The organism is Pseudomonas sp. NC02 (assembly GCF_002874965.1).
Classification (GTDB): Bacteria; Pseudomonadota; Gammaproteobacteria; order Pseudomonadales; family Pseudomonadaceae; genus Aquipseudomonas.
The window spans coordinates 1,976,721-2,000,395 of record NZ_CP025624.1; the positions used below are offsets into that span (position 1 = coordinate 1,976,721).

The window sequence follows — 23,675 nt, forward strand, 5'->3', positions numbered from 1 at the left end:
TACCTATGATCGGTCGCCTGGTGGTGGTCGGTCTGGGATTGATCGGCGGCTCCTTTGCGAAGGGCCTGCGGGAAAGCGGCCTGTGTGGCGAAGTGGTCGGTGTGGACCTGGACCCGCAATCGCGCAAGTTGGCGGTGGAGTTGGGTGTGGTGGACCGTTGCGAGGCTGACCTCGCTGTAGCCTGCCAGGGCGCGGATGTCATTCAGCTGGCGGTGCCGATCCTGGCCATGGAGAAGTTGCTGGCGCTGTTGGCCGGCATGGATCTGGGCCAGGCAATCCTGACCGATGTCGGCAGTGCCAAGGGCAATGTGGTGCGTGCGGCGCGGCTGGCCTTTGGTGGCATGCCTGCGCGGTTTGTGCCCGGGCATCCGATTGCCGGGTCCGAGCAGAGCGGGGTGGAGGCGTCCAATGCGCAGCTGTTCCGTCGCCATAAAGTGATTCTGACACCGCTGGATGAAACCGATCCTGCGGCACTGGCCGTGGTGGATCGGCTCTGGCGCGAGCTGGGGGCGGATGTCGAGCATATGCAGGTCGAGCGCCACGATGAAGTGCTTGCAGCGACCAGCCATCTGCCGCATTTGCTCGCATTTGGCCTGGTGGATTCGCTGGCCAAGCGCAACGAGAACCTCGAGATTTTCCGCTACGCCGCCGGTGGTTTCCGCGACTTTACCCGGATCGCCGGTAGTGATCCGGTGATGTGGCACGACATCTTCCTTGCCAACCGCGATGCGGTGTTGCGCACCCTGGACACGTTCCGCAGCGACCTCGACGCCTTGCGCGACGCGGTCGATGCTGGCGACGGGCACCAGTTGTTGGGCGTGTTCACCCGTGCGCGGGTGGCACGGGAGCATTTCAGCAAGATTCTGGCACGTCGGGCCTATATGGATGCTGCAGTAAACGCGGATGACCTGGTGTTTCTCGCCAGTCCCGGTGGCCGCTTGAGCGGGCAGATCCGCGTGCCTGGGGATAAGTCGATCTCCCATCGCTCGATCATGCTCGGTTCTCTGGCGGACGGTGTCACTGAAGTCGAAGGTTTTCTGGAGGGTGAGGACGCCCTGGCGACCTTGCAGGCGTTCCGCGACATGGGCGTGGTGATTGAAGGCCCGCACCATGGGCGCGTCACCATCCACGGGGTTGGCCTGCATGGCTTGAAGCCGGCGCCAGGTCCGATCTATCTGGGTAATTCCGGCACCTCCATGCGGTTGTTGTCCGGTTTGCTGGCGGCCCAGCGCTTCGACAGTGTGTTGACGGGGGACGCCTCGCTGTCCAAGCGCCCGATGAATCGCGTGGCCAAGCCATTGCGCGCAATGGGTGCGGTGATCGAGACCGGGCCGGAAGGGCGTCCGCCGCTGACCATTCGTGGCGGCCAGGCACTCAAGGGGCTGACCTACGCATTGCCGATGGCCAGCGCTCAGGTCAAGTCCTGCCTGTTGTTGGCCGGGTTGTATGCCGAGGGTAAAACCTCGATTACCGAACCGGCGCCGACCCGCGACCATACCGAGCGGATGTTGCGCGGTTTTGGGTATCCGGTGGAAGTGGCGGGCGCTACGGCTGCGGTCGAGTCGGGCCATGCGTTGACCGCGAACCATATTGAGGTGCCTGGGGATATTTCCTCCTCGGCGTTCTTTCTGGTGGCGGCTTCAATCGCCGAAGGCTCCGAGCTGTTGCTTGAACATGTGGGTATCAATCCGACCCGTACCGGCGTGATCGATATCCTGCGACTGATGGGCGCGGACATCACCTTGGAAAACCAACGGGAAGTGGGTGGTGAGCCGGTCGCTGATTTGCGTGTTCGTGCGGCGCCGTTGAAGGGGATCGAGATTCCTGAAGCCCTGGTCCCGCTGGCTATCGATGAGTTCCCGGTGTTGTTCGTGGCTGCGGCGTGCGCCGAAGGCCGGACGGTATTGCGTGGGGCAGAGGAGCTGCGGGTCAAGGAGTCCGACCGGATCCAGGTCATGGCCGACGGTCTGCTTGCGCTGGGCGTGAAGTGTGAACCGACACCTGATGGGATTATTATCGATGGTGGCGTGATCGGCGGTGGTGAAGTCCACGCCCATGGCGATCACCGGATTGCCATGGCCTTCAGCGTGGCTTCCTTGCGAGCGGCCGCGCCGATTCGTATCCATGACTGTGCCAACGTGGCTACGTCTTTTCCGAATTTTCTTACACTGTGTGCCCAAGTCGGCATCCGTGTTGCCCAAGAGGCTCAATTGTGAATATCAAAGCACCGGTGATTACCATCGACGGGCCAAGTGGCTCGGGCAAGGGCACGATCGCCGGCATCCTGGCCAAGCGCCTGGGCTGGTGCCTGCTGGATTCCGGGGCGCTGTACCGCTTGCTGGCCTTTGCCGCCCGCAACCATGGCGTCGACCTGACCAACGAAGAATCGCTGAAGCTGCTGGCTGCGCATCTTGACGTGCAGTTCGTCGGGGCGACCGAAGGTCATCCCCAGCGCATCATCCTGGAAGGGGACGATGTGACCGACGACCTGCGCAACGAGCAGGTCGGCTCCTGGGCTTCCCAGGTCGCCGCATTGCCGGCGGTGCGCGATGCTTTGCTGCAGCGCCAGCGGGCTTTCCAGGAACCGCCGGGTCTGGTGGCCGATGGCCGCGACATGGGCACGGTGGTCTTCCCCGAGGCGCCGCTGAAGATTTTCCTCACGGCCAGCGCCGAGGAGCGGGCCCGTCGCCGTTACTTGCAGTTGAAGGGCAAAGTCGATGGTGTTAGTCTGTCGAGTCTGCTAGATGAGATCCGTGCACGCGATGAGCGTGATACCCAGCGTGCGGTAGCCCCGCTCAAGCCGGCGGCTGACGCCATACAGCTGGATTCCACGGAGTTGTCCATCGAGCAGGTGCTGGAACGCATCTTGAGTGAGATCGCCATTCGCGATATCGCCGGGTGACCAAGAAGGCCGCAGGGGACCAGTCATAGTCCTGTGGTGCTTCTTTTAATTGAAACTGACCCACACCGTCTGGGGTGTGGAGATGGGCGTATTCTTCGCCCTTATCAACAGGAATTAAAATGAGCGAAAGCTTTGCGGAACTCTTTGAAGAAAGCCTAAAAACCCTGAACCTTCAGGCAGGCTCCATCATCACCGGTGTTATCGTTGATATCGATTACCAAGCTCGCTGGGTAACCGTTCACGCTGGTCTGAAGTCTGAAGCTCTGATCCCGCTGGAACAGTTCTACAACGATGCTGGTGACCTGACTATCAATGTCGGTGACGAAGTTCACGTTGCTCTGGACTCGGTTGAAGACGGTTTCGGTGAAACCAAGCTGTCCCGTGAAAAAGCCAAGCGCGCTGAATGCTGGATTGTTCTCGAAGCAGCCTTCGCAGCTGAAGAAGTGGTCAAGGGCGTTATCAACGGTAAGGTTAAAGGCGGCTTCACTGTCGACGTTAACGGCATCCGTGCGTTCCTGCCAGGTTCTTTGGTCGACGTTCGTCCTGTGCGCGACACCACGCACCTGGAAGGCAAGGAACTCGAATTCAAGGTCATCAAGCTCGACCAGAAGCGCAACAACGTTGTCGTTTCCCGTCGCAGCGTCCTGGAAGCAGAGAACTCCGCCGAGCGTGAAGCTCTGCTGGAATCCCTGCAGGAAGGCCAACAAGTCAAAGGTATCGTCAAGAACCTCACCGATTACGGCGCATTCGTCGATCTGGGTGGCGTCGATGGCCTGCTGCACATTACCGACATGGCTTGGAAGCGTATCAAGCATCCATCGGAAATCGTCAACGTTGGCGACGAGATCGATGTCAAGGTTCTGAAGTACGATCGTGAGCGCAACCGTGTTTCCCTGGGCTTGAAGCAGCTGGGCGAAGATCCATGGGTCGCTATCAAGGCTCGTTACCCAGAAAGCACTCGCGTAACCGCGCGTGTTACCAACCTGACCGACTACGGCTGCTTCGCAGAGCTGGAAGAAGGCGTGGAAGGCCTGGTACACGTTTCCGAAATGGACTGGACCAACAAGAACATCCACCCTTCGAAAGTCGTACAAGTCGGCGACGAAGTGGAAGTTATGGTTCTGGACATCGACGAAGAGCGTCGTCGTATCTCCCTCGGCATCAAGCAGTGCAAATCTAACCCATGGGAAGATTTCTCTGGCCAGTTCAACAAGGGCGATAAAATCTCCGGCACCATCAAGTCGATCACCGATTTCGGTATCTTCATTGGTCTGGACGGCGGCATCGACGGTCTGGTTCACCTGTCCGACATCTCCTGGAACGAAGTTGGCGAAGAAGCTGTTCGTCGTTTCAAGAAGGGCGACGAGCTGGACACCGTTATCCTGTCGGTTGACCCAGAGCGCGAGCGCATCTCCCTGGGTATCAAGCAACTGGAAAGCGATCCGTTCTCCGAGTACGTTCAAGAGAACGACAAAGGCGCAATCGTTAAAGGCATCGTGAAGGAAGTTGACGCTAAAGGCGCCATCATCACTCTGGCCGACGATATCGAAGCGACTCTGAAAGCCTCCGAAATCAGCCGTGACCGCGTTGAAGACGCGCGCAACGTTCTGAAAGAAGGCGAAGAAGTAGAAGCCAAGATCATCAGCGTTGACCGCAAGAGCCGCGTAATCCAGCTCTCCATCAAGTCGAAAGACGATGCTGAAGAGAAAGAAGCCATCCAGAGCCTGCGCGACAAGCCAGCTACCTCTGAGCCTTCTGCTGGTCCTACCACTCTGGGCGACCTGCTGCGTGCACAAATGGAAAAGCAGAACTAAGTTCTGTCAGACCATAGAAAAAGGGCGACTTCGGTCGCCCTTTTTTGTGCCTGGGATTTAGTGTTGTGCGCAGCGTCGCCTTGGTGTTCTGCAGGTGGAACGCTGTGGTCGCGCTGGCAGCGCATCGGCTCCTGCAGGCTCTATCTGGCAGTGATCGCCGTGGAGTGGCTTCAGTGAAGCTGAGCGGCGGCTAGCGGCCGTGCGGCGCAATGCCAACTCTCATCGAGTTACGCCCCAACTCTTTGAATATAAGTCAATACTTGGGCTGTTCAAATTCCTCCGGTCATGCTAAAACCTTCGAAGCGCTTTTCCTAGCTGCTTGAAAAAGAAGGGAAAAATATGACGAAGTCGGAGTTGATCGAACGAATTGTCACCCATCAAGGGCTGCTCTCATCCAAGGATGTGGAGCTGGCCATCAAGACCATGCTTGAGCAGATGTCCCAATGTCTGGCTACCGGCGATCGGATTGAAATTCGTGGGTTTGGTAGCTTCTCGCTGCACTATCGTGCGCCTCGTGTGGGTCGCAACCCAAAAACCGGGCAGTCCGTCAGCCTCGATGGCAAGTTCGTGCCTCATTTCAAGCCGGGCAAGGAATTGCGCGATCGGGTGAACGAAGACGAAGAAGAAAGCGTCTGAGTGTTTTTGGGGTAGGAGAAGGTTATGCGTGGGGTTAAGCGCGTTGTTCTGGTGCTGGCTATGCTAATTGTCGTGCTGGCAGTGTTGGGGTTCGTGCTGGAAAACCAGCAGGGCGCGTCTCTTTCATTCCTGGGCTGGGTGACCGGGCAGATGCCGGTGTCGGTGTTTGTGGTCGTGGCCTTGATAATTGGAATGCTGCTGGGACCACTGTTTAGTGTCATCGTTGGGTGGGGCCGACGTCAAAAGTCCATGCCCGCAAGGCGTGGGTAGAGGCTCAATGGTTATTGTGTCACTCGCGAGCCGTTCGTCGGATTTTTCTGGTGCGGTGCGCATCGGTTACGTCGAGTGATCGGCATGTGGTAAGTCCGGCGATACCACTGACTATTGTTTCGCGGCTACGAAATTTGCTTTTCTGCCCTTTTCGGACGGCCTATATAAGGGTTGCCCCTATCTGTGTAGGAAGACTCCTACAGATATGTCAAGACTTGTAATATGTCAGTGAGATGGCAAAATGGAATCTGTTCTCGATAACAGGCATTTTGTGCGCTAAAGTCCGGCAGCGACGCTGGGTTTTTTCGGCCATATAACTAAAATAAAAATACACAATCTTGTCTGCATAACGAGCCCGCAGTTTCTCTTTGAAGGCAGGTTTTTGTTGTGAGTAGTAGCTTCCGTGCTCCCCCGGTTCGATCGTCCGACGAAATTGATTTTGTGCGACTTTTCGCGTCTGTCTGGCAACAAAAAAAACTTCTGCTTTTCGTCACTCTCGGGGCGGGATTGATTGCGGCGTCCTACGCATTTTTAGCTGCCCCTGTATATAAGGTCAGCACGGTTTTGCGGCCTGCGGCGATTAATGATTTGGATGCGCTAAATCGATCAGAGATATATCAGCTTCCTCCGGCTGACGCGCTCCTCAAAGTGGGCGCAGCGCTCGACTCTTATGATACGCGCCTGAGCTATTTCAAGAAAAACCAGAAGCTTTTCGAGAAATTTGTTCGTCCTGGGCAGACTCTGGAGCAGAGTTTTCAGGAGTTCAATCATGACTCTATTCGTTTGATTCTTCCTGATGCAGATAAGAAAAACTCGCTGAGTTCTTACATCAAGCTCGAGATGATGTATCCGAAAGGCGTCGACGGCGTCTCTATTCTTAATGGCTTTGTCGACTACGCTATCGAAAGTGAGCGCGAACGCGTCACGGCTGATTTGAATGTGATCGTTAAAAACCGTTTGAGGGAGCTTAAAGGCAAGCTCGATTCGGCTCGCTCAAACTACGATATTGAAAAAGAAGCCAAAATAGCGTCATTGCGAGAAGCTGACTCGTTGAAACGCGCGCAATTGCAGGATGAGTTGAAGGCGCTGCGTTCTCAGTTGAAAACCTTGCGTAGCGACCGTATTGCTCAGCTGAATGAGGCTATAGGGATTGCCCGTTCCCTGGGCATTCAAAAGCCGGCTACGCCTTCTTCACTTGGTGAATCGGCCGTGACGAACGCTGGTAGCGTGATGCGTACGGAGGTGAACAACCAGCAGATCCCACTTTATTTTATGGGGGTAGATGCGCTTAAGGCTGAGCTTGCTGCATTGCAGTCACGCAAGTCGGATGATTTTACCGAGTCGCGCATCGCTCAAATCGCCAAGGAACTTCAGTTGCTCGCATCCAACCGAGAGATTGAGGTCCTGGATGCTCGAAAAAATGAAGATATCTTTCTTGCGGGCGTTCAACCGTTGAGAACAGAGATTTTCCGTTTGAGTAGCCTGAATATCGACCTGGCGAAGCTGCGGCTGGTGAGTATTGACCAGCAGGCCCTTGAGCCGTTGGTTCCGTCGAGTCCGAATCGTCCATTGATCATTTTTCTTGGCCTGCTCCTGGGGGCGATTGTCGCGATTGGTATTGCGTTGGTCAGGCAGGGGTTACGTGCTGTTCGCGACAATGCAGAACGCGATGGGCACGAGCCGGCAGGCTCACTTCTCCATTCGGTCGCTCAGTTGGATCGGCAACAAGAGCCTGGCAATAAGTTAAACCGAAAATAACTCCAAGGCCGTGAAGCTTTTGGCTTCACGCGTTTTCCCCTCGGGGCCGTATTTCTTGCTTTCATACGGAACCTGCATTACGTGCTTGCGCAACTGTGAACCGCCGAGGGGCATTCCTGGGTGGTTTCTCGGCTATCAAAAGTTACTAAGCTTTGCGTCGAGTCTTCATGGCGTTTCGGTATTTGATCTTTGTTTACTTGTGCGGGCGTCAAGCGTCCTGCACAGGTTTGTATTGTTGGTTTAATAGTTGATGGTGCACCGCCTAATACGGTTTGATGTGGATTTTTATGTGCGGTCTCCAGGTTAATGGCTTATGGCTAGTATTGGTTCGGAATTTGATAAGGGCGTCCCGTTCGGCCAGGTCGGTCGTGCAGGGTGCGCCGGCGATTAGCAACGAGCTGCATGGCACAGTCGAGCGTGGGCCCAATTGCGATCTCGGATAGGTCGGGTTCCTGTGGGGCAATAACCAAAAGCCCAATTTCAATGAGAGGTTGCGACGCACCATTGCGGTGAAGCGGCTCACCGCAAATGTTGCGGTAAAACCTTGTCCTGTCCTGAACTGAGGGGGGGATGATGGGGTCTCATGGGGCGTGTGGTTGAGCCAGCCAGGCGTTATGTTGGCACGCTTGTTGATGATATGCTGCGCTGCAAAGCAGAGGCGGTTGCAGTTGGAGCGGCGAAAACTCGCTTGCGCGTAATCGGTAGGTCAGGCAGGGGCATGGCAGCGTTGCTGGTTTCCAGACTGATTCTCTGACTAAATAATGATATGGAATCGTTGGTAATCTAATGACTTTAAAGATCTTGAGTGTTTTCGGTACGCGACCGGAAGCTATAAAAATGGCTCCATTAGCTTTAGCGTTGAATGCAGATGAGCGTTTTGAGGCCAAAATCTGCGTCACGGGTCAACACCGTGAAATGCTGGATCAAGTGTTAGAGTTATTTAAACTTGAACCTGACTTTGATCTTAATATCATGAAGTCGGGTCAAGACCTTACCGACGTGACAACTGGTATTCTTCAGGGAATGAAAGAGGTCTTCCGGACTTATCGGCCGGATATTGTCTTGGTGCATGGTGATACCGCTACGACCTTTGCAACTACATTGGCGGCGTACTATCAGCAAATTCCTGTGGCTCATATCGAAGCTGGGCTTCGCACCGGAAATTTATATTCTCCCTGGCCGGAAGAGGCCAATCGAAAGTTGACGGGAGCACTCGCGCTTCTTCACTTCGCTCCTACTGAACGATCGCAACAGAATTTACTGCGTGAAGGGGTGTCACCTGACGCGATTCATGTGACTGGGAATACTGTAATCGACGCTCTGCTTGAGGTCGTACAGAAGCTCGAGACCAATGACCAGTTAAAACAGAAGTTCTCCGAGCAGTTCGCATTTTTACCTGCTCAACGCCGCGTCATCCTTGTGACAGGGCATCGGCGTGAAAGCTTCGGCGATGGATTCGAAAGGATCTGCAGTTCGTTGGCTTCGATTGCCCATGAGTTTGATGATGTGGAGATCGTGTATCCCGTTCATTTGAATCCAAATGTCCGTGAACCGGTCAACCGTTTGTTGGCTGGTATAAAAAATATTCACCTCATCGAACCATTGGATTATCTACCTTTTGTCTATTTGATGAATCGGTCGTACTTGATTCTGACGGACTCCGGTGGTGTGCAGGAAGAGGCACCTTCTTTGGGCAAACCCGTGCTGGTCATGCGGGACACTACCGAGCGGCCTGAGGCGATTGAGGCGGGTACCGTCAGATTGGTCGGTACAGAGAAGGACAAGATAGTTCACCACTTGCGTGAGCTTTTACTTGATCAGAAGGCTTACGAGGAGATGAGCGTTGCTCATAATCCTTATGGTGACGGTCACGCCTGCATGCGTATTGTTAATGCTCTAGCCACTTTCAAAAATTAAGGTTTGGTCATGGATTTTTCCACTATTTCTGTAATTGGTTTGGGCTATATCGGTTTGCCAACCGCAGCCGTTTTTGCTGCGCGAAAGTTAAAGGTCATTGGTGTCGACGTTAATCAAAAGGCCGTCGATACGATCAACGGCGGACAGATTCATATCGTTGAGCCTGATTTGGACATAGTCGTGCACGCGGCCGTGACCGAGGGGTATCTGCGCGCCAGTACACGACCTGAGCCGGCGGACGCCTTCTTGATTGCGGTGCCCACTCCTTTCAAGGATGGTCATGCTCCGGACCTTTCTTACATTGAGTCCGCAAGCAAATCCATTGCGCCAGTATTGAAAAAGGGTGATCTGGTCATCCTCGAGTCCACTTCTCCCGTGGGTGCGACTGAAAAGATGTCGGCATGGCTGGCTGAAGCACGCCCTGACCTGACGTTCCCGCAGACCCATGGCGAGGCGTCGGACATTCGCGTGGCTCACTGCCCTGAGCGCGTGCTTCCCGGTCACGTGTTGCGCGAGTTGGTACAGAATGATCGCGTCATCGGCGGGATGACACCCAAGTGCTCAGAAGCCGCCACACGTCTGTACAAATTGTTTGTAGAGGGCGAGTGCATTATCACCAACGCCCGAACAGCAGAAATGTGCAAGTTGACCGAGAACAGCTTTCGCGATGTGAATATTGCCTTCGCGAACGAATTGTCGATGATATGCGATAAGTTCGATGTCGATGTGTGGGAGCTTATCAAGCTCGCCAACCGGCACCCTCGCGTCAATATCCTCCAACCAGGACCTGGCGTGGGTGGGCATTGCATCGCCGTCGACCCTTGGTTCATCGTGAGTCAGGCTGAAGGCCAGGCGAAACTGATCCAAACTGCACGTGAAGTCAATGACTCAAAACCGTCGTGGGTTATGGAGAAAGTTGATGCTGCTGTGGCCGATCATCTGTCGAGTCACCCCGGGAAGTCGGAAAAAGACATTGTTATCGCGTGCTTCGGCCTGGCATTCAAACCTGATATTGACGACCTGCGGGAAAGTCCATCTCTGGAAATTACGAAAAATATCTCAAGCCGGCACGCCGGGAAGGTTATTGTCGTAGAACCTAATATTGATTCTCTGCCTGCGACGTTGCCGAACGCTGAGTTGTGCACAATAGAAGAAGCGTTTGAGCGCGCGGATGTCTTGTTGTTACTGGTGGATCACAAACCATTCAAAAGTGTTCCTTCTTCACTTCTCGAGGGTCGCCGGATTGTTGATACCCGGGGAATCTGGCTTGTATGAAAATTCTTCCGGTTATTATGTCTGGAGGTTCGGGAACGAGACTCTGGCCGCTTAGCAGAACTCTTTACCCGAAGCAGTTTCTGGCAATTTCGGGGCGGGAGACGTTGTTTCAGCAGGCGATTGCCCGACTGTTGAAGATTGACGGTCAAGGCTCGGATTTATTGGCTCCATGCATCGTTGCCAACGATGAGCATCGTTTCCTGTGTCTCGACCAGATCCGGGAAATGAACGTCTCTAAAGCTGTTGTCATTCTTGAACCGGTAGGACGCAATACGGCCCCTGCGCTTACGTTGGCGGCGCTTTATGCGCGCGATGAGGTGGGAGAGGAGATTGACCCGGTTCTGGTCGTTGTCCCGGCCGACCAGATGATTCTCGATATTCAAGCTTTTACTGACACGGTCAGTAAAGCGGTCGATGTTGCGAAAGACGGCAGCATTGTGATCTTGGGGATTACGCCTGATCGCCCTGAGACGGGTTATGGTTATATCCACTCGGCAGATCCCTCTACCGTCAAGAGGGTGGATGCGTTTGTTGAAAAGCCTGAGCGGACAACCGCAGAAAAATACCTGGAAGATGGAAGCTATTTCTGGAATAGCGGTATTTTTGTGCTGCGCGCGTCAGTCTGGTTGAAAGCACTGGGCGCGTTCAGAAGTGACATCTTCGATGCCACTGAGGCCGCGTGGAAGGGCCGAGTTGAAGATAATGGGTTTATTCGACCACAACTTGACGCGTTTTCCCTGATACCGCCTGAGTCGATTGACTATGCCGTGATCGAGCATTGCGCGAAAACGCCTTCAGCTGGCCTGACGTTGAAAATGCTCACGATGGATGCCGGTTGGTCTGACCTTGGAGCATGGGATGCTGTTTGGCGTTCGAGTGAAAAGGACGAAAAACAAAACGCTACCCATGGCGACGTAATAATAGACTCCAGCTCCAATACATTGGTTTACGCCTCTCACCGTTTGGTAACGGCCGTGGGGCTTGAAAATATTGTTATCGTCGAGACGCCTGATGCCGTATTGGTTGCGGATAAAGATCGTAGCCAGGGTGTGAAGGCTATTGTCGAAGCGTTGAATATCAAGGCCAGGCCAGAATCAAAGCTTCATCGTCGTGTTCATCGCCCGTGGGGCTGGTACGACAGCATAGATTCGGGCTCACGCTTTCAGGTGAAGCGGATATTGGTGAAGCCGAAAGCAACCTTGAGTTTGCAGAAGCATTACCATCGGGCGGAGCATTGGATTGTTGTGTCTGGCACCGCTGAAGTCACCTGTGAAGATCGTGTTTTCCAGCTGAACGAAAACCAGAGTACATATATCCCTATTGGCCATGTTCATCGCCTTTCCAATCCTGGCACCATTCCTCTTGAGATCATAGAGGTGCAGTCGGGAACGTACTTGGGTGAGGATGATATTGTTCGATTTGACGATACCTATGGACGTGTTTAAGGCTTAAATTTTTAGGAGTTGTACAGATGCAGAAGCATGCGCTGGTTACTGGTGTTACAGGTCAGGATGGGGCTTACCTTGTCGAACTGCTGCTGTCCAAGGGTTATAAGGTCTATGGCGCCTATCGCCGCACAAGTTCTGTAAGTTTCTGGCGATTAGAGGAACTTGGTGTTTTTGGGCATGATGATCTTCATCTTGTCGAATTTGATTTGACTGATCTCTCCGGAACTATTCGTTTAATTCAGAATTGCGCCCCGGACGAGGTTTATAACCTGGCGGCTCAAAGCTTCGTAGGCGTTTCCTTCGATCAGCCAATTACTACCGCGCAGATTACCGGAGTCGGTGCGCTTAATTTGCTCGAAGCGATCCGAATAGTAAATCCGAAGATTCGTTTCTATCAAGCTTCGACATCTGAAATGTTTGGGCTGGTACAGGCTGTTCCTCAATCTGAAAGCACGCCTTTCTACCCACGCAGCCCTTATGGTGTTGCGAAGTTGTTTGCGCATTGGACAACCATCAACTATCGCGAATCATATGATATTTTTGCCACCAGCGGCATTCTGTTCAATCATGAGTCTCCGCTGCGAGGAAAAGAGTTTGTTACTCGTAAAATTACCGATGCTGTTGCCAGCATCGAAATGGGCGAGCAGCAAGTGCTGGAACTCGGAAACATGGATGCCAAGCGAGACTGGGGTTTCGCTAAAGAGTATGTAGATGGCATGCACCGGATGTTGCAGATCGACACACCGGAAACATTTGTGCTTGCTACTAACCGTACTGAAACCGTTCGTGATTTTGTTGCCATGAGCTTCAAGGCCGTAGGGGTTGATATCGATTGGTCTGGAAGTGGCGAGAACGAATTCGGCGTTGACCGTCGTACCGGCATCACCCGGGTAAAAGTTAACCCACGCTTCTATCGACCCGCGGAAGTCGAGTTGTTGATTGGCGACGCTTCGTTTGCAAAAGAGCGGTTAGGCTGGAAACCAGAAACGACGCTGGAGCAACTGTGCCAGCTGATGGTTGAAGCTGACTTGAGAAGGGTTCGCAATGGCACTTCAAAGTAAAGATCGGACAGTACTGATTACAGGGCTCTCGGGTTTTACTGGAAAGCATTTGGCGCAAAGCCTCACCAAGGCCGGCTGGCGGGTTGCCGGCCTTGGTGGGGAGCGCCTGGCCTGTGAGTTTGACCACTTGGATGCGGACCTGAATGACACGGCGCGACTCAGTGGTTGGATAAAACAGGTTCAGCCCACCCATGTTATTCACTTGGCCGCGCTGGCGCATGTCACCAGCAGCGATGCCTTGTCATATTACCGAGTCAATGTATTGGGTACAGAAAGCCTTCTTAATGCGATTAAGGAGGCTGAGGTGGTCGTTGAAAAAATCATCATTGCGAGCAGTGCAAACATTTACGGGAACGCTATTTCATCGCCTATTTCAGAAAGCAGTGAACCGCAGCCCGTTAATCATTACGCACTGAGCAAGCTGACGATGGAGGCCCTTGTCCGCAAGTGGTTTTCTCGTATGCCTATATTGGTGGTACGGCCATTCAATTACACTGGACCCGGCCAGTCGGAGTCATTCGTTTTCTCCAAAATCGTGGGCGCATTTGCCCGTGGAGAAAAGGAGCTCAGATTGGGCAATCTGGATGTATCCCGCGACTTGTCTGATGTCGGTTTTGTGGTGGAGGCCTATTCAAGGCTGTTGACGTCCAATCAACGTGGTGAGTTTATAAATATCTGCTCGGGGCGCAGCATTTCCTTACTGAGCGTGATTGATGAAATGGAACAGATTGCAGGTTATCGGCCAACGATAACAGTTGATCCTGCCTTTGTCAGGGAAGATGAAGTTAAAGAGCTTTATGGTAGTCCGGCCAAGCTCTTTGATGTGGTAGGTGAAATTAATGTGCCTAGTTTGCACGATACATTGCTGTCAATGTATCAGCAGAAGGCACGTGTTTAATACGGTTGGCAAGTAACGGGTTGGTGCACTGTGCGTATATGTTTTTTTGCTAATATGTCCGCTCACGCTAATTGGCGCGAGATGTTTGATAAAGTTGAGTTTTATCGGGTTGATATTCGAATTCTCAAGGAGCTCGGACACGAAGTCGTTCTGTCTGGGACGCCGGGCACTCTAGATTGGAAGGCCGATCTCTATTTTTGCTGGTGGTGGGGGCATTCACCATTTCCGTTGCTCGCCGGAAAGCTACGTCGTCGTCCGGTGATCGTAACTGGCGCTTTTGACTACTCCACCTGCCGGAAGGAAATTCCGGGTCTTTGCTATCTGGATCGCCCGTTATGGCAGAAGGCGGTACTGCGCACCTCGTTGTTATTAGCCGATCGAAACTTGTTTATCTCACGCTCTGAGTGTGAAGAGGTTACATCTAACCTGCCGGTTAGGAACCCGGTGTACGCGACGCTGGCGATTGATACGGATTACTATTCTCCTGGCGAGCTTTCAGCGGTCGAATCGGATTATTTTTTTACAGTGACCTGGACAAGTCGTACAAACGCCATTCGTAAGGGACTCATTCCGACGATAGAAGCGTTCGCAAAAGTTTCGTCTCATTCAAGTCATCTTCGACTTGTCGTTGCTGGTAAGCACGGCGATTACCTGCAGGAACTAAAAGATTTGGCGCAGCGCCTGGGTGTAGCAGACAAGGTGGAGTTTGTCGGGATGATTTCCGATGAGGAGAAATTGCATCATTACAGGAATTGCCTGGCTTATGTTCAACCGACACTCTATGAAGGTTTTGGACATGCGATCGGCGAAGCGCTGGCGTGTGGCGCGCGGGTAATCACCTCGCCACGGGGCGCGGTGCCGGAAGTCGCAGGCGACTTCGCTTACTGGGTTCAGCCAGATAGCCAGGAGGAAATTGCAGCGGCCATGGCGGCAGTTGTGGCGACACCGGTTTGTGCTGAAGACGCCAAAGCCAGGCATCAGTGGATTTCCTCGAATTATTCCATCGCGGCCCGTCGTGTGGCGCTTAAGAGTGTTCTGGATTCCTTATCACCGGTGAAATAAATGAGAGCGTCGTTGAGAATATTTATAAAGGTTGATGGCGGTACCGTGTGTTGAATCGTCTGATCGGCATGTTTGAGAACTCAAAGCTTTTGCAGCTTATTGTTATTACGGCCTGTATTCAGGGTGGCGTAATAATAAGTCAGTTTTTAATCACGCCTTGGGTTGATCCTTCAGTGGTCGGTACGGTGCGCTCGCTGGAAACAATTATCGCACTGGTGGTACTTGCGGGCAGTTTGGGCATGCAGAGTATCGCTATCCGCGACACCGCGGCGAGCAATGGTGTTTTTCACCAAAGTGAAGTGCTTCGCCAGGTTTTTTTGTTAGTTGCGATGGCTTCAGGTGTAGTGATCTCAGGGGTATATATAGCGCATGAGTTTTTATTCACTTCAGTGATCAGTTCATATGTTTTTAATGCCTGTGGCCTGGTCCTGCTAACTAATCTGCTTCGTGTGACTACGGGATTTGCCCAAGGTGCGAAGGCAATGCGCGAAATCTATTTCGTGCTGATGCTGGTTACGTCCATTGGCGTTATTATGCATGTTGTATTGACGAAACTGTTTGGCATCAAAGGGTGGATGGTCGCTCGTTACATTGGAGAGTTTTCCTGTCTTGCTGCGATATGGTGGAAGCTACGAGCTCATATTGTGCTGGCGTTGGATTTTCGTTGTGTGAATCGCAGCGCATTGGTGGCTAGCGCCAAGTCCGGGGCGATTAACAATGCAGGTCTATTTGTTCGTTTGTTAGTGGACAGTTTGCCTGTTTTGATGTTGACCGCCTATCATGTAAAAGCTGATGAAATTGGATTTTTTGGTATTGCCATATTGAGTCTCATACTTGGTTTACTTCCGTTGGCAATAATTGCGCAAAGGGCGTTGCCGGACTTGGTAGAAGTAATCAATAATAAAAGTGAGCTCCGCGACAGGTATCACGCACTTTCCAAAAGCATGTTGAAGATTTCGTCTACGGTTGCACTGTTGCTAATTTCAGTCTCTACAGTGTGGGCGTTGTTTGTTGGTGGTGCTTATAAGCAGACCGCGATCTATGTAATTGTGCTGGCATTGACCCTGCCCTTGAAGGCCGTTGCACTTACGAGCGGTACGCTACTGGTCGCGTTGCGTATTTTTGGTTTGAGCCTCAAAACCAATATCGTCGAAGGCTTGTTTGTTTTTTTGATTCTATACGTAGGTATCCCCATTTTGGGTGCTTGGTCTGGAGTTCTGGGATATTTCGTTGGTGCTGCGTTATCCTCAGTACTTCTCCTGGTTGCGGTGAGAGCCCGCCTCGCTGAATTATGATCCAAGAGGTGAAAACGTTGGAAAATAAATATACAGAGCAAGAGGGCTTGTTACCCAAACCAGGGAAAGGGGTTTTCGATTGTTTTAGTTTTGGTTTTTTCTTTCTGGTTATATGGTTCGCAGGTGTCATCGTCCCTCTGTATCCCTTTATCATGGGGTTTGACGGGTTTACTCAATATTGGGAGTATCCTTTTTTCGATAAGGACAGCTCTATAGGTTATGCAGTTTTACTGTATGCCGGGACGTTGATTTTCGTTTTGATGGGGTGCTGGCTGGGGCGAAAAACTTATCTTAGTTTTCCCGGTAGAACTCGCAACATCGTAAGCTCAAGGATTTTTTTTCAAAGGGCAGTTATATTTACCTTGGTGGCGTTGCTAGGATTTTTAACTATTCTTTTTATTCTGGGGGGGATATCCGGTTTGCTTCAGGGCGCCAGTGATCGGATAAGGGCGTTTGCAGGGTTAAACGGCCTGTTTCTTCTGGAAAACCTGATGCTTTCTGTCTCGCTTGCCTGGTTCATACGTTTGACGCGTAGTGGAAAAAAATCACGTGCCGAGCGTTTTTGTTTCTGGCTGTACTTTTTGGGCGGGTTATTTATTTGTGCGCTTCAAGGGCAGAAGTCAACAATCTTCATTATCATATTGTCGTTGATTATAGTCCGGCACTATCGTGTCAAGCGTGTCAACCTCGTAAAAGGTGCTGTGCTCGGCGCAGTAATGTTTGTTTCTCTGATGGCTTACCACTTGTTTAAGCAAGAGTATCTCGCAACAGGTAAGTTTTATTTTGTCGACGAAAATCAAGGTGTCTTTTTATCGTTTGTTCATTTTTTAGCGATACAGTTCACGGGTAATTTGATGCAGTTGCAAACAATGACCGTGCTCATAGACGCGATGCCACAGAAGCTAGAGTGGCAAAACGGTTCAATGCTGCTGATGGTCGTATTGATCTTGTTACCTTCGGGGCTTTTTCCTGACAAGCCGCTCACCACTGCCGGCGTATTTACAAGTGCTTTTTGGCCAGATAAATGGCTCACGGAAGGAACGACATTGCCGCCGGGCATATTTGGCGAGATTTATATGAATTTTGGCACCTTAGGCGTATTGTTCGGCGGATTTTTTATCGGGCTTATAGGTGGGCGGCTTTATGGCGCAGTCGTCTATAACCCTAAAAGTGATAGAGCATTGGGTATCTATGCATTGGCAGTCGCATCCATGCTTCATTTTTTTCGTGGGGAACTGGCTTCGGTCGTTCTTCTCATGGCGTCTATATCGCTTCCTTTTTTATTCTTGAGCTCAAAGCGCGAAGAGCCAGTCAATAACCCAATCTAGAGAAACTGATATGTGCGGAATTTTGGGCTACATTCACAACGGAACGCGGGAATCTATTGACTTCTCTTCAGCGCTTTCGTTTATTCGACGTCGTGGGCCTGATGATCAAGGCGTCTGGGCCGATACCGACGTTGGTGTATGGTTGGGCCAGGTGCGCCTTTCCATTCTCGATACCACTTCCGCCGGTCACCAACCCATGGTCTCTGCCGATGGGCGAGTGGTCATGGTGTTTAACGGTGAAATCTATAACTTTCGGGAGTTAAGGGCTCATCTCGAAGCGGCGGGTGATCATTTTTCCAGCCAGTCCGACTCCGAAGTATTGCTCGCACTGTTCTGTCGTTATGGGATTGAGTGTTTAAACCGCTTGAACGGGATTTTCGCGGTCGTATTCTGGGAACGCGACACTGAAACGCTTTGGGTGGCTCGAGATCAGATGGGCGTCAAACCCCTCTATATCCATTCCAGTGATGGTTGTTTTGCATTTTCAAGTGAAATGAAGGGCTTGATCCGAGGCGGCTTCAGTAAAACTGAAATCGACCCGCAAGCCGTACTCGCGCATCTTGGTTTTCTCTGGTCGCCGGGTGATCGGACGATCGTGCGGGATATCAAAAAGGTTTTACCTGGCCAAGCGTTATGCGTCCGTAATGGGCATATCGAGAAGAGCTGGTTTTACTACGAACTGCCGATTTCCGAGAAACCCCTGACGAAAACGGTTGCTGATGTCGCTGTTGATGTCGCCGATGCCGTCAGGACTGCCGTCCAGCGTCAGTTGGTGTCTGACGTACCCTTGGGTTCATTCTTGTCAGGCGGCTTGGACTCCAGTGCCATCGTCGCGTTTGCAGCGCAGGAAATGCGCGATAAGGGGCGGTTGCAGTGCTTCAGTATCCGTGTAGACAACGGCTCCACTGCGAACGAGGGGTTCGCCGATGACCTTCCGTACGCACAGCGCGTTGCCAAGCATCTGGATGTCGACCTGCATGTCGTAGGCGTCGGCGATGAGATGATGGATCGTCTGCCTGAAATGGTTTATCTGCTCGATGAACCTACGCCGGATCCGGCGGCGCTGAATGCGTTGTTCATCTCGGAACTGGCAAGCCAGAACGGCATCAAGGTTCTGCTGTCGGGTGCCGGGGGAGATGATATTTTCACGGGCTATCGTCGTCATTTCGCGTTGGCGCAAGAGCGTTGGTGGGGCGGAATGCCTCGACCGCTGCGTTCGGTTTTGGCCAGCAGTTCAAACCTGCTTCCTGCATCCTCTCCGCTGTCTCGTCGTCTCGGGAAGGCTTTTCGCTATGCGGACTTGCCTGCTGATGATCGCTTGATCAGTTATTTCCTCTGGCTTGAACCTGAACAGGCGTATGGCCTGTTGGCGCCAGACTTGCGACGCCAGCTGGCGGCCGATGATCTGTTTGCGCCGATGCGAGAAACACTTTCGCGGCTGCCTTCGGATGCCACGCCCCTTGATAAAATGCTCACCCTGGAGTGCAAGCATTTTCTCACCGATCACAATCTCAACTACACCGACAAGATGGGTATGGCGACGGGCGTTGAAGTGCGTGTGCCGCTGCTGGATCTTGACCTGGTCCGCCTGGCTGGCTCATTGCCATCGGATATCAAGCAAAAAGGCCGGGAAGGGAAATGGATTTTCAAGAAGGCCATGGAACCCTATCTGCCTCACGACGTCATCTACCGGCCCAAGACGGGCTTCGGTGTACCGCTTCGCAACTGGTTGCAAGGACGCCTGAAGCCTTTGGTCGATGAGGTGCTTTCTCCTGCATCCCTGCTGAAAAGGGGGATATTCGATCCCAAAGCGGTGGCGCATCTGGTCGAAGCAGATCGTTCAGGCCGGATAGACGCTGCTTATACGTTGTTTGGCATCGTTTGCATGGAACTCTGGTGCAAACAGTATCTGGACGGCGATTTCGCCCTCGACGGTTGAGTGGGCGGCGACGCCACGGCCTTATCCGATGGTAGGATACATAGCTCTATACAAGTTTCTCAGTGATGAGTGAATTTTTAACTTTATTGGTGTGAATGCATGAAGCAGGTTGTTCAGAACATGGCTAGCGGTGAGACGTCATTGGTTAATGCACCCGCTCCCGCCGTTCGTAGTGGCACGCTAAAGATCCATACAACCAATACGCTGATTTCTGCCGGCACGGAACGCATGCTGGTAGGGTTTGGCCGTGCCAACTGGTTGGAAAAAGCTCGCCAGCAACCTGACAAGGTCCGCATGGTTCTGCAAAAGGTTCAGACCGATGGCTTGGCGACAACGGTGGAAGCCGTACGCTCGAAGCTTGCGCAGCCGTTGCCGCTTGGATACTGCAACGTGGGTGTTGTGGGGGCCGTGGGCAATGATGTGTCCGGGTTCAAGCCGGGCGACCGTGTGGTTTCCAATGGTCCTCATGCCGATATCGTTGTTATTCCCAAGAATCTGTGTGCCTTGATTCCGGACTCGGTCAGCGACGAAGCCGCTTCGTTTACCGTGCTTGCCAGCATCGGCTTGCAGGGCATTCGTCTGGCTCAGCCGACATTGGGGGAAACCTTTGTAGTCACCGGCGTAGGCCTGATCGGACTGATGACGGTCCAGCTCCTGCGGGCTCAAGGCTGCCGGGTACTTGCCGTTGACTTCGATGAGCAAAAGCTGGCATTGGCTCGCAGTTATGGCGCCGAAACCTGCAACCCCGGCAAGGGCGAAGATGTTGTTTCGGCGGGAATGACATTCAGCCGCGGAAGAGGGGTGGATGGCGTCATCATTACGGCGTCGACCAAGTCGTCCGACCCGGTCACCCAGGCGGCACACATGTGCCGTAAGCGTGGGCGCATTGTTCTGGTAGGGGTAACCGGGCTTGAGTTGAGTCGAGCCGACTTCTATGAGAAGGAACTGACATTCCAGGTTTCATGTTCTTACGGGCCCGGGCGCTACGATCCGAGTTACGAAGATCAAGGCAACGACTTCCCGATAGGTTTCGTTCGCTGGACTGAGCAGCGCAACTTCGAAGCCGTCCTGGACATGCTCGCCAGCGGCCAATTGGAGGTCAACTCGTTGATCTCCCATCGGGTTGCATTCGAAGACGCCGCGGATGCCTATCAGACGCTTACGACGGATAATTCGGCGCTGGGCATCATTCTTCAGTACACCTCGGAAGAGACCGAGCGAAACATCAAGGAAGTGGTGCTGGCACCTGGTGCGGTAGCCAGTTTCGACCCGGTCAAACCCGTGGTGGGCTTCATCGGTGCAGGAAACTATGCATCAAGAATGCTGATACCGGCATTCAAGGCCGCAGGGGCTCAGTTCCATACGATTGTGACTGCCGGTGGCATCAACGGTGTAATACACGGCAGCAAGGCCGGATTTGCACAAGCCTCGACTGATATCAGTGCGATGCTTGGCGAGAGCACGATCAACACTGTTGCAATTGTCACCCGGCACGACAGCCATGCCCGTTTTGTCGCGCAAGCGCTGGAGGCGGGTAAACATGTGTTCGTCGAAAAGCCATTGGCAATTGAAGCCCAGGATCTGGCAAAGGTTGAAGAGGCCTATCGAAAGGCTGTCGAACAAGGGCTCAAGCCACATTTGATGGTGGGGTTCAATCGACGCTTTTCGCCGCAGGTGCAAAAGATGAAGGCGTTGCTCTCGGCTGTAAAAGAGCCCAAGTCTTTCATCATGACGATGAATGCCGGAGCGATTCCCGCAAATCACTGGACCCAGGACCCGTCAGTCGGCGGTGGGCGCATTATTGGCGAAGCGTGTCATTTCATCGACCTGATGCGTTTTCTCGCGGGCAGCAAAATTGTTTCGATCCAGGCCCGCAGAATGGGCGATACGCCTGCTGTTGCCATTACGGAAGATAAAGCGGCGATCACCCTGGGGTTTGAGGATGGCTCTTTCGGCACCATCCTCTATCTGGCCAATGGCGCTTCAAGCTTTCCAAAAGAGCGAGTTGAAGTTTTCGCTGCCGGACGCGTCCTGCAACTGGATAACTTCCGCAAGTTGAAGGGTTTCGGCTGGCCGGGCTTCAGCAAGCTGAATCTCTGGAAACAGAACAAGGGGCAAAGCGAGTGCGCTGCAGCTTTCCTGGCAGCGGTGCAAAACGGGGCGGTCACGCCGATCACTTCCGATGAGATTTTCGAAGTGGCGCGCGTGAGCATTGAAGTTGCCCGGATTCTGCGCGAGCAATGAGCCTTCTTCTTGTTAAAGCCAAAACTGCGATAGCTCTCGGTTTTGGCAATCTGGCGCGTGCATTGACGTATCGGCTCGGGGTCAAGACTGGCTTGAACCCGGTCCGACGCCTTCGGGCTGAAATTCCTCAAGGCCCGTTTTTTGCGGAAAGTGCGAGGCAGGCCGGCTCGTTGCCATGTGCGTCCCAATGGGATTCCCAGGTCCGGTATTTCGGGTTCTGGGAATGCCCGGTATCGGACGCGCCCCCTGACTGGCATTTGAATCCGCTGAATGGAGTTCGAGTGCCTGATCCCGGCCGGGAATGGTGGCGGATTCCTGATTTTGATGCCGCTGTCGGTGATATCAAGAATATCTGGGAAGCTTCGCGATTTGACTGGACATTGGTCTTTGCCCAGAAGTCCTGTGTTAGCGGGGCTTCAGGGACGGCGCAGTTAAACGGTTGGTTGACGGATTGGTGTGTCAACAATCCTCCCTATTGCGGTCCGAACTGGAAGTGCGGTCAGGAGGCGTCCATTCGTGTCCTGCACCTGGCGATGAGTTCGGTCATTGTCGAACAGTTTGCCAACCCGTTGCCGGGGCTTGTGGATCTGGTCCGACTGCACCTCAAGCGTATCGAGCCGACGCTGAGCTATGCGATGGCTCAGGACAATAACCACGGGACTTCCGAGGCGGCTGCACTTTTTGTCGGCGGCAGTTGGTTGACCTCAAGCGGTTGCCCCGAGGGCGAACGCTGGCAGCGATTGGGGCGCAAATGGCTCGAAAACCGGGCCGCTCGGCTGATCGAGCAAGATGGCAGTTTCAGCCAGTACTCCGTCAATTATCATCGGGTGATGCTCGACACATTTTCCATGGTTGAAATCTGGAGAAACAAGCTGGGGCTCCCGGCGTTCTCCGCCACTTTCCAACTCAGGGCTCGCACAGCCGCGCATTGGTTATTTTCGTTGGTCGACGAGCACACTGGAGATGCTCCGAACATTGGCGCAAATGATGGTGCCCGGCTGCTGCCACTGACGGATACGGACTATCGCGACTTCAGGCCTTCGGTCCAGTTGTCCATGGCGTTGTTTGCCGGAAAGAGAGCCTATGAGGCGGCAGGTGAATGGGATTTGCCACTGCAATGGCTGCTGCTGCCCGGCCCATCGGCGGTAGCGGAGCGTCCAGGTAGCCAGCTGTTTGATCAGGGTGGTTATGCATTGTTGCGGCGTGAACAAACCTTCGCTGTATTGCGCTACCCGCGCTTCCGGTTTCGCCCCAGCCAGGCCGATGCCCTGCATGTGGATCTATGGCGTGCAGGCATTAACCTGCTCCGGGATGCAGGTACCTTCAGCTACAACACCTCTGCCCAGTGGCTGAGTTATTTTCCGGGTACCGCCAGTCACAACACCCTTCAACTCGATGGGCGAGACCAGATGCCGAGGCTCAGCCGGTTTCTGTTCGGGGAGTGGTTGCGTACGCGCCAGGTCGAAAGCCTGGTTGAGCAGGCTGGAACAAGCGCCTGCGGCGCCACGTATATCGACGGTAACGGCGTCCGTCATAAGCGGCATGTGAGCCTGAGCGACACCGGCATGCTGGTCAGGGATGAATTTAGCGGATTCAAGGATCGTGCAGTTCTACGCTGGCGTTTGCAGCCGGGGGACTGGCGGCTTGAGGGCGACGTCCTGACCAACGGCTCCCATCGATTGTCGGTTGCAGGCAGCATGCCTATCGTGCGACGAGCGCTCGTCCAGGGTTGGGAGTCTCGTTACTACTTACAAAAAACTGAAGTGCCGGTGCTTGAGGTTGAGGTGACTTCGGCGGGCGTTTTGACTACGGAGTATCACTGGTAGAC

17 protein-coding genes are annotated in these 23,675 nt (G+C 53.3%); all 17 read left to right on the forward strand.

Translation table 11 applies throughout. The features are described 5' to 3' along the window. Positions 1–5: 5 nt before the first annotated feature. The 17 genes from C0058_RS09200 (at position 6) to C0058_RS09280 (ending at position 23,673) form a co-directional block, all read left to right on the forward strand. Positions 6–2,216 (forward strand): bifunctional prephenate dehydrogenase/3-phosphoshikimate 1-carboxyvinyltransferase, encoded by a 2,211-nt coding sequence (locus C0058_RS09200; protein WP_256579563.1) that lies wholly within the window; start codon positions 6–8, stop codon positions 2,214–2,216. Continuing rightward, on the forward strand, positions 2,213–2,902 hold the full coding sequence (gene cmk / locus C0058_RS09205) for a (d)CMP kinase (RefSeq protein ID WP_003172653.1): 690 nt from the start codon (positions 2,213–2,215) through the stop codon (positions 2,900–2,902). Before C0058_RS09200 ends, cmk begins: the two co-directional genes overlap by 4 nt. 119 nt (positions 2,903–3,021) lie before the next feature. Next, positions 3,022–4,716, forward strand: a complete 1,695-nt coding sequence (rpsA, locus tag C0058_RS09210) for a 30S ribosomal protein S1 (protein WP_003218806.1) — start codon at positions 3,022–3,024, stop codon at positions 4,714–4,716. Between the two features lie 339 nt (positions 4,717–5,055). Continuing rightward, entirely contained in the window at positions 5,056–5,352 is a 297-nt protein-coding gene (gene ihfB, locus C0058_RS09215) for an integration host factor subunit beta (RefSeq protein WP_008437689.1), read from the forward strand. Positions 5,353–5,376: 24 nt separating this feature from the next. Beyond that, positions 5,377–5,622 (forward strand): lipopolysaccharide assembly protein LapA domain-containing protein, encoded by a 246-nt coding sequence (locus C0058_RS09220; protein WP_008437692.1) that lies wholly within the window; start codon positions 5,377–5,379, stop codon positions 5,620–5,622. 387 nt (positions 5,623–6,009) lie between these two features. Further along, positions 6,010–7,380 carry a Wzz/FepE/Etk N-terminal domain-containing protein gene (locus tag C0058_RS09225; protein ID WP_174717776.1) on the forward strand — a complete coding sequence of 457 codons (1,371 nt, stop codon included), beginning with the start codon at positions 6,010–6,012 and terminating at the stop codon, positions 7,378–7,380. 786 nt (positions 7,381–8,166) lie between these two features. Next, positions 8,167–9,297 (forward strand): non-hydrolyzing UDP-N-acetylglucosamine 2-epimerase, encoded by a 1,131-nt coding sequence (wecB, locus tag C0058_RS09230; protein WP_008437695.1) that lies wholly within the window; start codon positions 8,167–8,169, stop codon positions 9,295–9,297. Between the two features lie 9 nt (positions 9,298–9,306). Then, the gene (gene wecC, locus C0058_RS09235; protein WP_102368425.1) at positions 9,307–10,572 is read left to right on the forward strand and encodes a UDP-N-acetyl-D-mannosamine dehydrogenase; all 1,266 of its coding nucleotides are present in this window, start codon (positions 9,307–9,309) and stop codon (positions 10,570–10,572) included. Further along, on the forward strand, positions 10,569–12,017 hold the full coding sequence (locus C0058_RS09240; RefSeq protein ID WP_008437697.1) for a mannose-1-phosphate guanylyltransferase/mannose-6-phosphate isomerase: 1,449 nt from the start codon (positions 10,569–10,571) through the stop codon (positions 12,015–12,017). Before wecC ends, C0058_RS09240 begins: the two co-directional genes overlap by 4 nt. Positions 12,018–12,043: 26 nt before the next feature. Continuing rightward, entirely contained in the window at positions 12,044–13,081 is a 1,038-nt protein-coding gene (gene gmd / locus C0058_RS09245; RefSeq protein ID WP_008437698.1) for a GDP-mannose 4,6-dehydratase, read from the forward strand. Continuing rightward, complete coding sequence (locus C0058_RS09250) at positions 13,065–13,979, forward strand: GDP-mannose 4,6-dehydratase (protein ID WP_008437699.1); 915 nt, start codon at positions 13,065–13,067, stop codon at positions 13,977–13,979. Before gmd ends, C0058_RS09250 begins: the two co-directional genes overlap by 17 nt. An 81-nt stretch (positions 13,980–14,060) precedes the next feature. Next, positions 14,061–15,041, forward strand: coding sequence for a glycosyltransferase (locus C0058_RS33005; RefSeq protein ID WP_238544257.1), 981 nt, complete (start codon positions 14,061–14,063; stop codon positions 15,039–15,041). Between the two features lie 47 nt (positions 15,042–15,088). Next, positions 15,089–16,336, forward strand: coding sequence for a lipopolysaccharide biosynthesis protein (locus C0058_RS09260; RefSeq protein ID WP_008437701.1), 1,248 nt, complete (start codon positions 15,089–15,091; stop codon positions 16,334–16,336). An 8-nt stretch (positions 16,337–16,344) separates the two neighbouring features. Beyond that, a complete protein-coding gene (locus C0058_RS09265) occupies positions 16,345–17,664 on the forward strand; it encodes an oligosaccharide repeat unit polymerase (protein WP_238544258.1) in 1,320 nt (439 codons plus the stop codon). Between the two features lie 10 nt (positions 17,665–17,674). Then, positions 17,675–19,603, forward strand: coding sequence for an asparagine synthase (glutamine-hydrolyzing) (gene asnB / locus C0058_RS09270; RefSeq protein ID WP_102368426.1), 1,929 nt, complete (start codon positions 17,675–17,677; stop codon positions 19,601–19,603). A 99-nt stretch (positions 19,604–19,702) separates the two neighbouring features. Further along, positions 19,703–21,847 (forward strand): bi-domain-containing oxidoreductase, encoded by a 2,145-nt coding sequence (locus C0058_RS09275; protein ID WP_087693683.1) that lies wholly within the window; start codon positions 19,703–19,705, stop codon positions 21,845–21,847. Continuing rightward, positions 21,844–23,673, forward strand: coding sequence for a heparinase II/III-family protein (locus C0058_RS09280; RefSeq protein ID WP_102368427.1), 1,830 nt, complete (start codon positions 21,844–21,846; stop codon positions 23,671–23,673). Before C0058_RS09275 ends, C0058_RS09280 begins: the two co-directional genes overlap by 4 nt. The last annotated feature ends 2 nt before the right edge of the window (positions 23,674–23,675 follow it).

Excerpts from the sequence above, each read along its gene's own strand:
- wecC (WP_102368425.1), top strand. The coding sequence starts at position 9,307 with ATGGATTTTTCCACTATTTCTGTAATTGGTTTGGGCTATATCGGTTTG.
- C0058_RS09200 (WP_256579563.1), top strand. The coding sequence starts at position 6 with ATGATCGGTCGCCTGGTGGTGGTCGGTCTGGGATTGATCGGCGGCTCC.
- rpsA (WP_003218806.1), top strand. The coding sequence starts at position 3,022 with ATGAGCGAAAGCTTTGCGGAACTCTTTGAAGAAAGCCTAAAAACCCTG.
- C0058_RS33005 (WP_238544257.1), top strand. The coding sequence starts at position 14,061 with ATGTTTGATAAAGTTGAGTTTTATCGGGTTGATATTCGAATTCTCAAG.
- C0058_RS09240 (WP_008437697.1), top strand. The coding sequence starts at position 10,569 with ATGAAAATTCTTCCGGTTATTATGTCTGGAGGTTCGGGAACGAGACTC.
- wecB (WP_008437695.1), top strand. The coding sequence starts at position 8,167 with ATGACTTTAAAGATCTTGAGTGTTTTCGGTACGCGACCGGAAGCTATA.
- asnB (WP_102368426.1), top strand. The coding sequence starts at position 17,675 with ATGTGCGGAATTTTGGGCTACATTCACAACGGAACGCGGGAATCTATT.
- ihfB (WP_008437689.1), top strand. The coding sequence starts at position 5,056 with ATGACGAAGTCGGAGTTGATCGAACGAATTGTCACCCATCAAGGGCTG.
- C0058_RS09280 (WP_102368427.1), top strand. The coding sequence starts at position 21,844 with ATGAGCCTTCTTCTTGTTAAAGCCAAAACTGCGATAGCTCTCGGTTTT.
- C0058_RS09220 (WP_008437692.1), top strand. The coding sequence starts at position 5,377 with ATGCGTGGGGTTAAGCGCGTTGTTCTGGTGCTGGCTATGCTAATTGTC.
- C0058_RS09250 (WP_008437699.1), top strand. The coding sequence starts at position 13,065 with ATGGCACTTCAAAGTAAAGATCGGACAGTACTGATTACAGGGCTCTCG.
- C0058_RS09275 (WP_087693683.1), top strand. The coding sequence starts at position 19,703 with ATGAAGCAGGTTGTTCAGAACATGGCTAGCGGTGAGACGTCATTGGTT.
- gmd (WP_008437698.1), top strand. The coding sequence starts at position 12,044 with ATGCAGAAGCATGCGCTGGTTACTGGTGTTACAGGTCAGGATGGGGCT.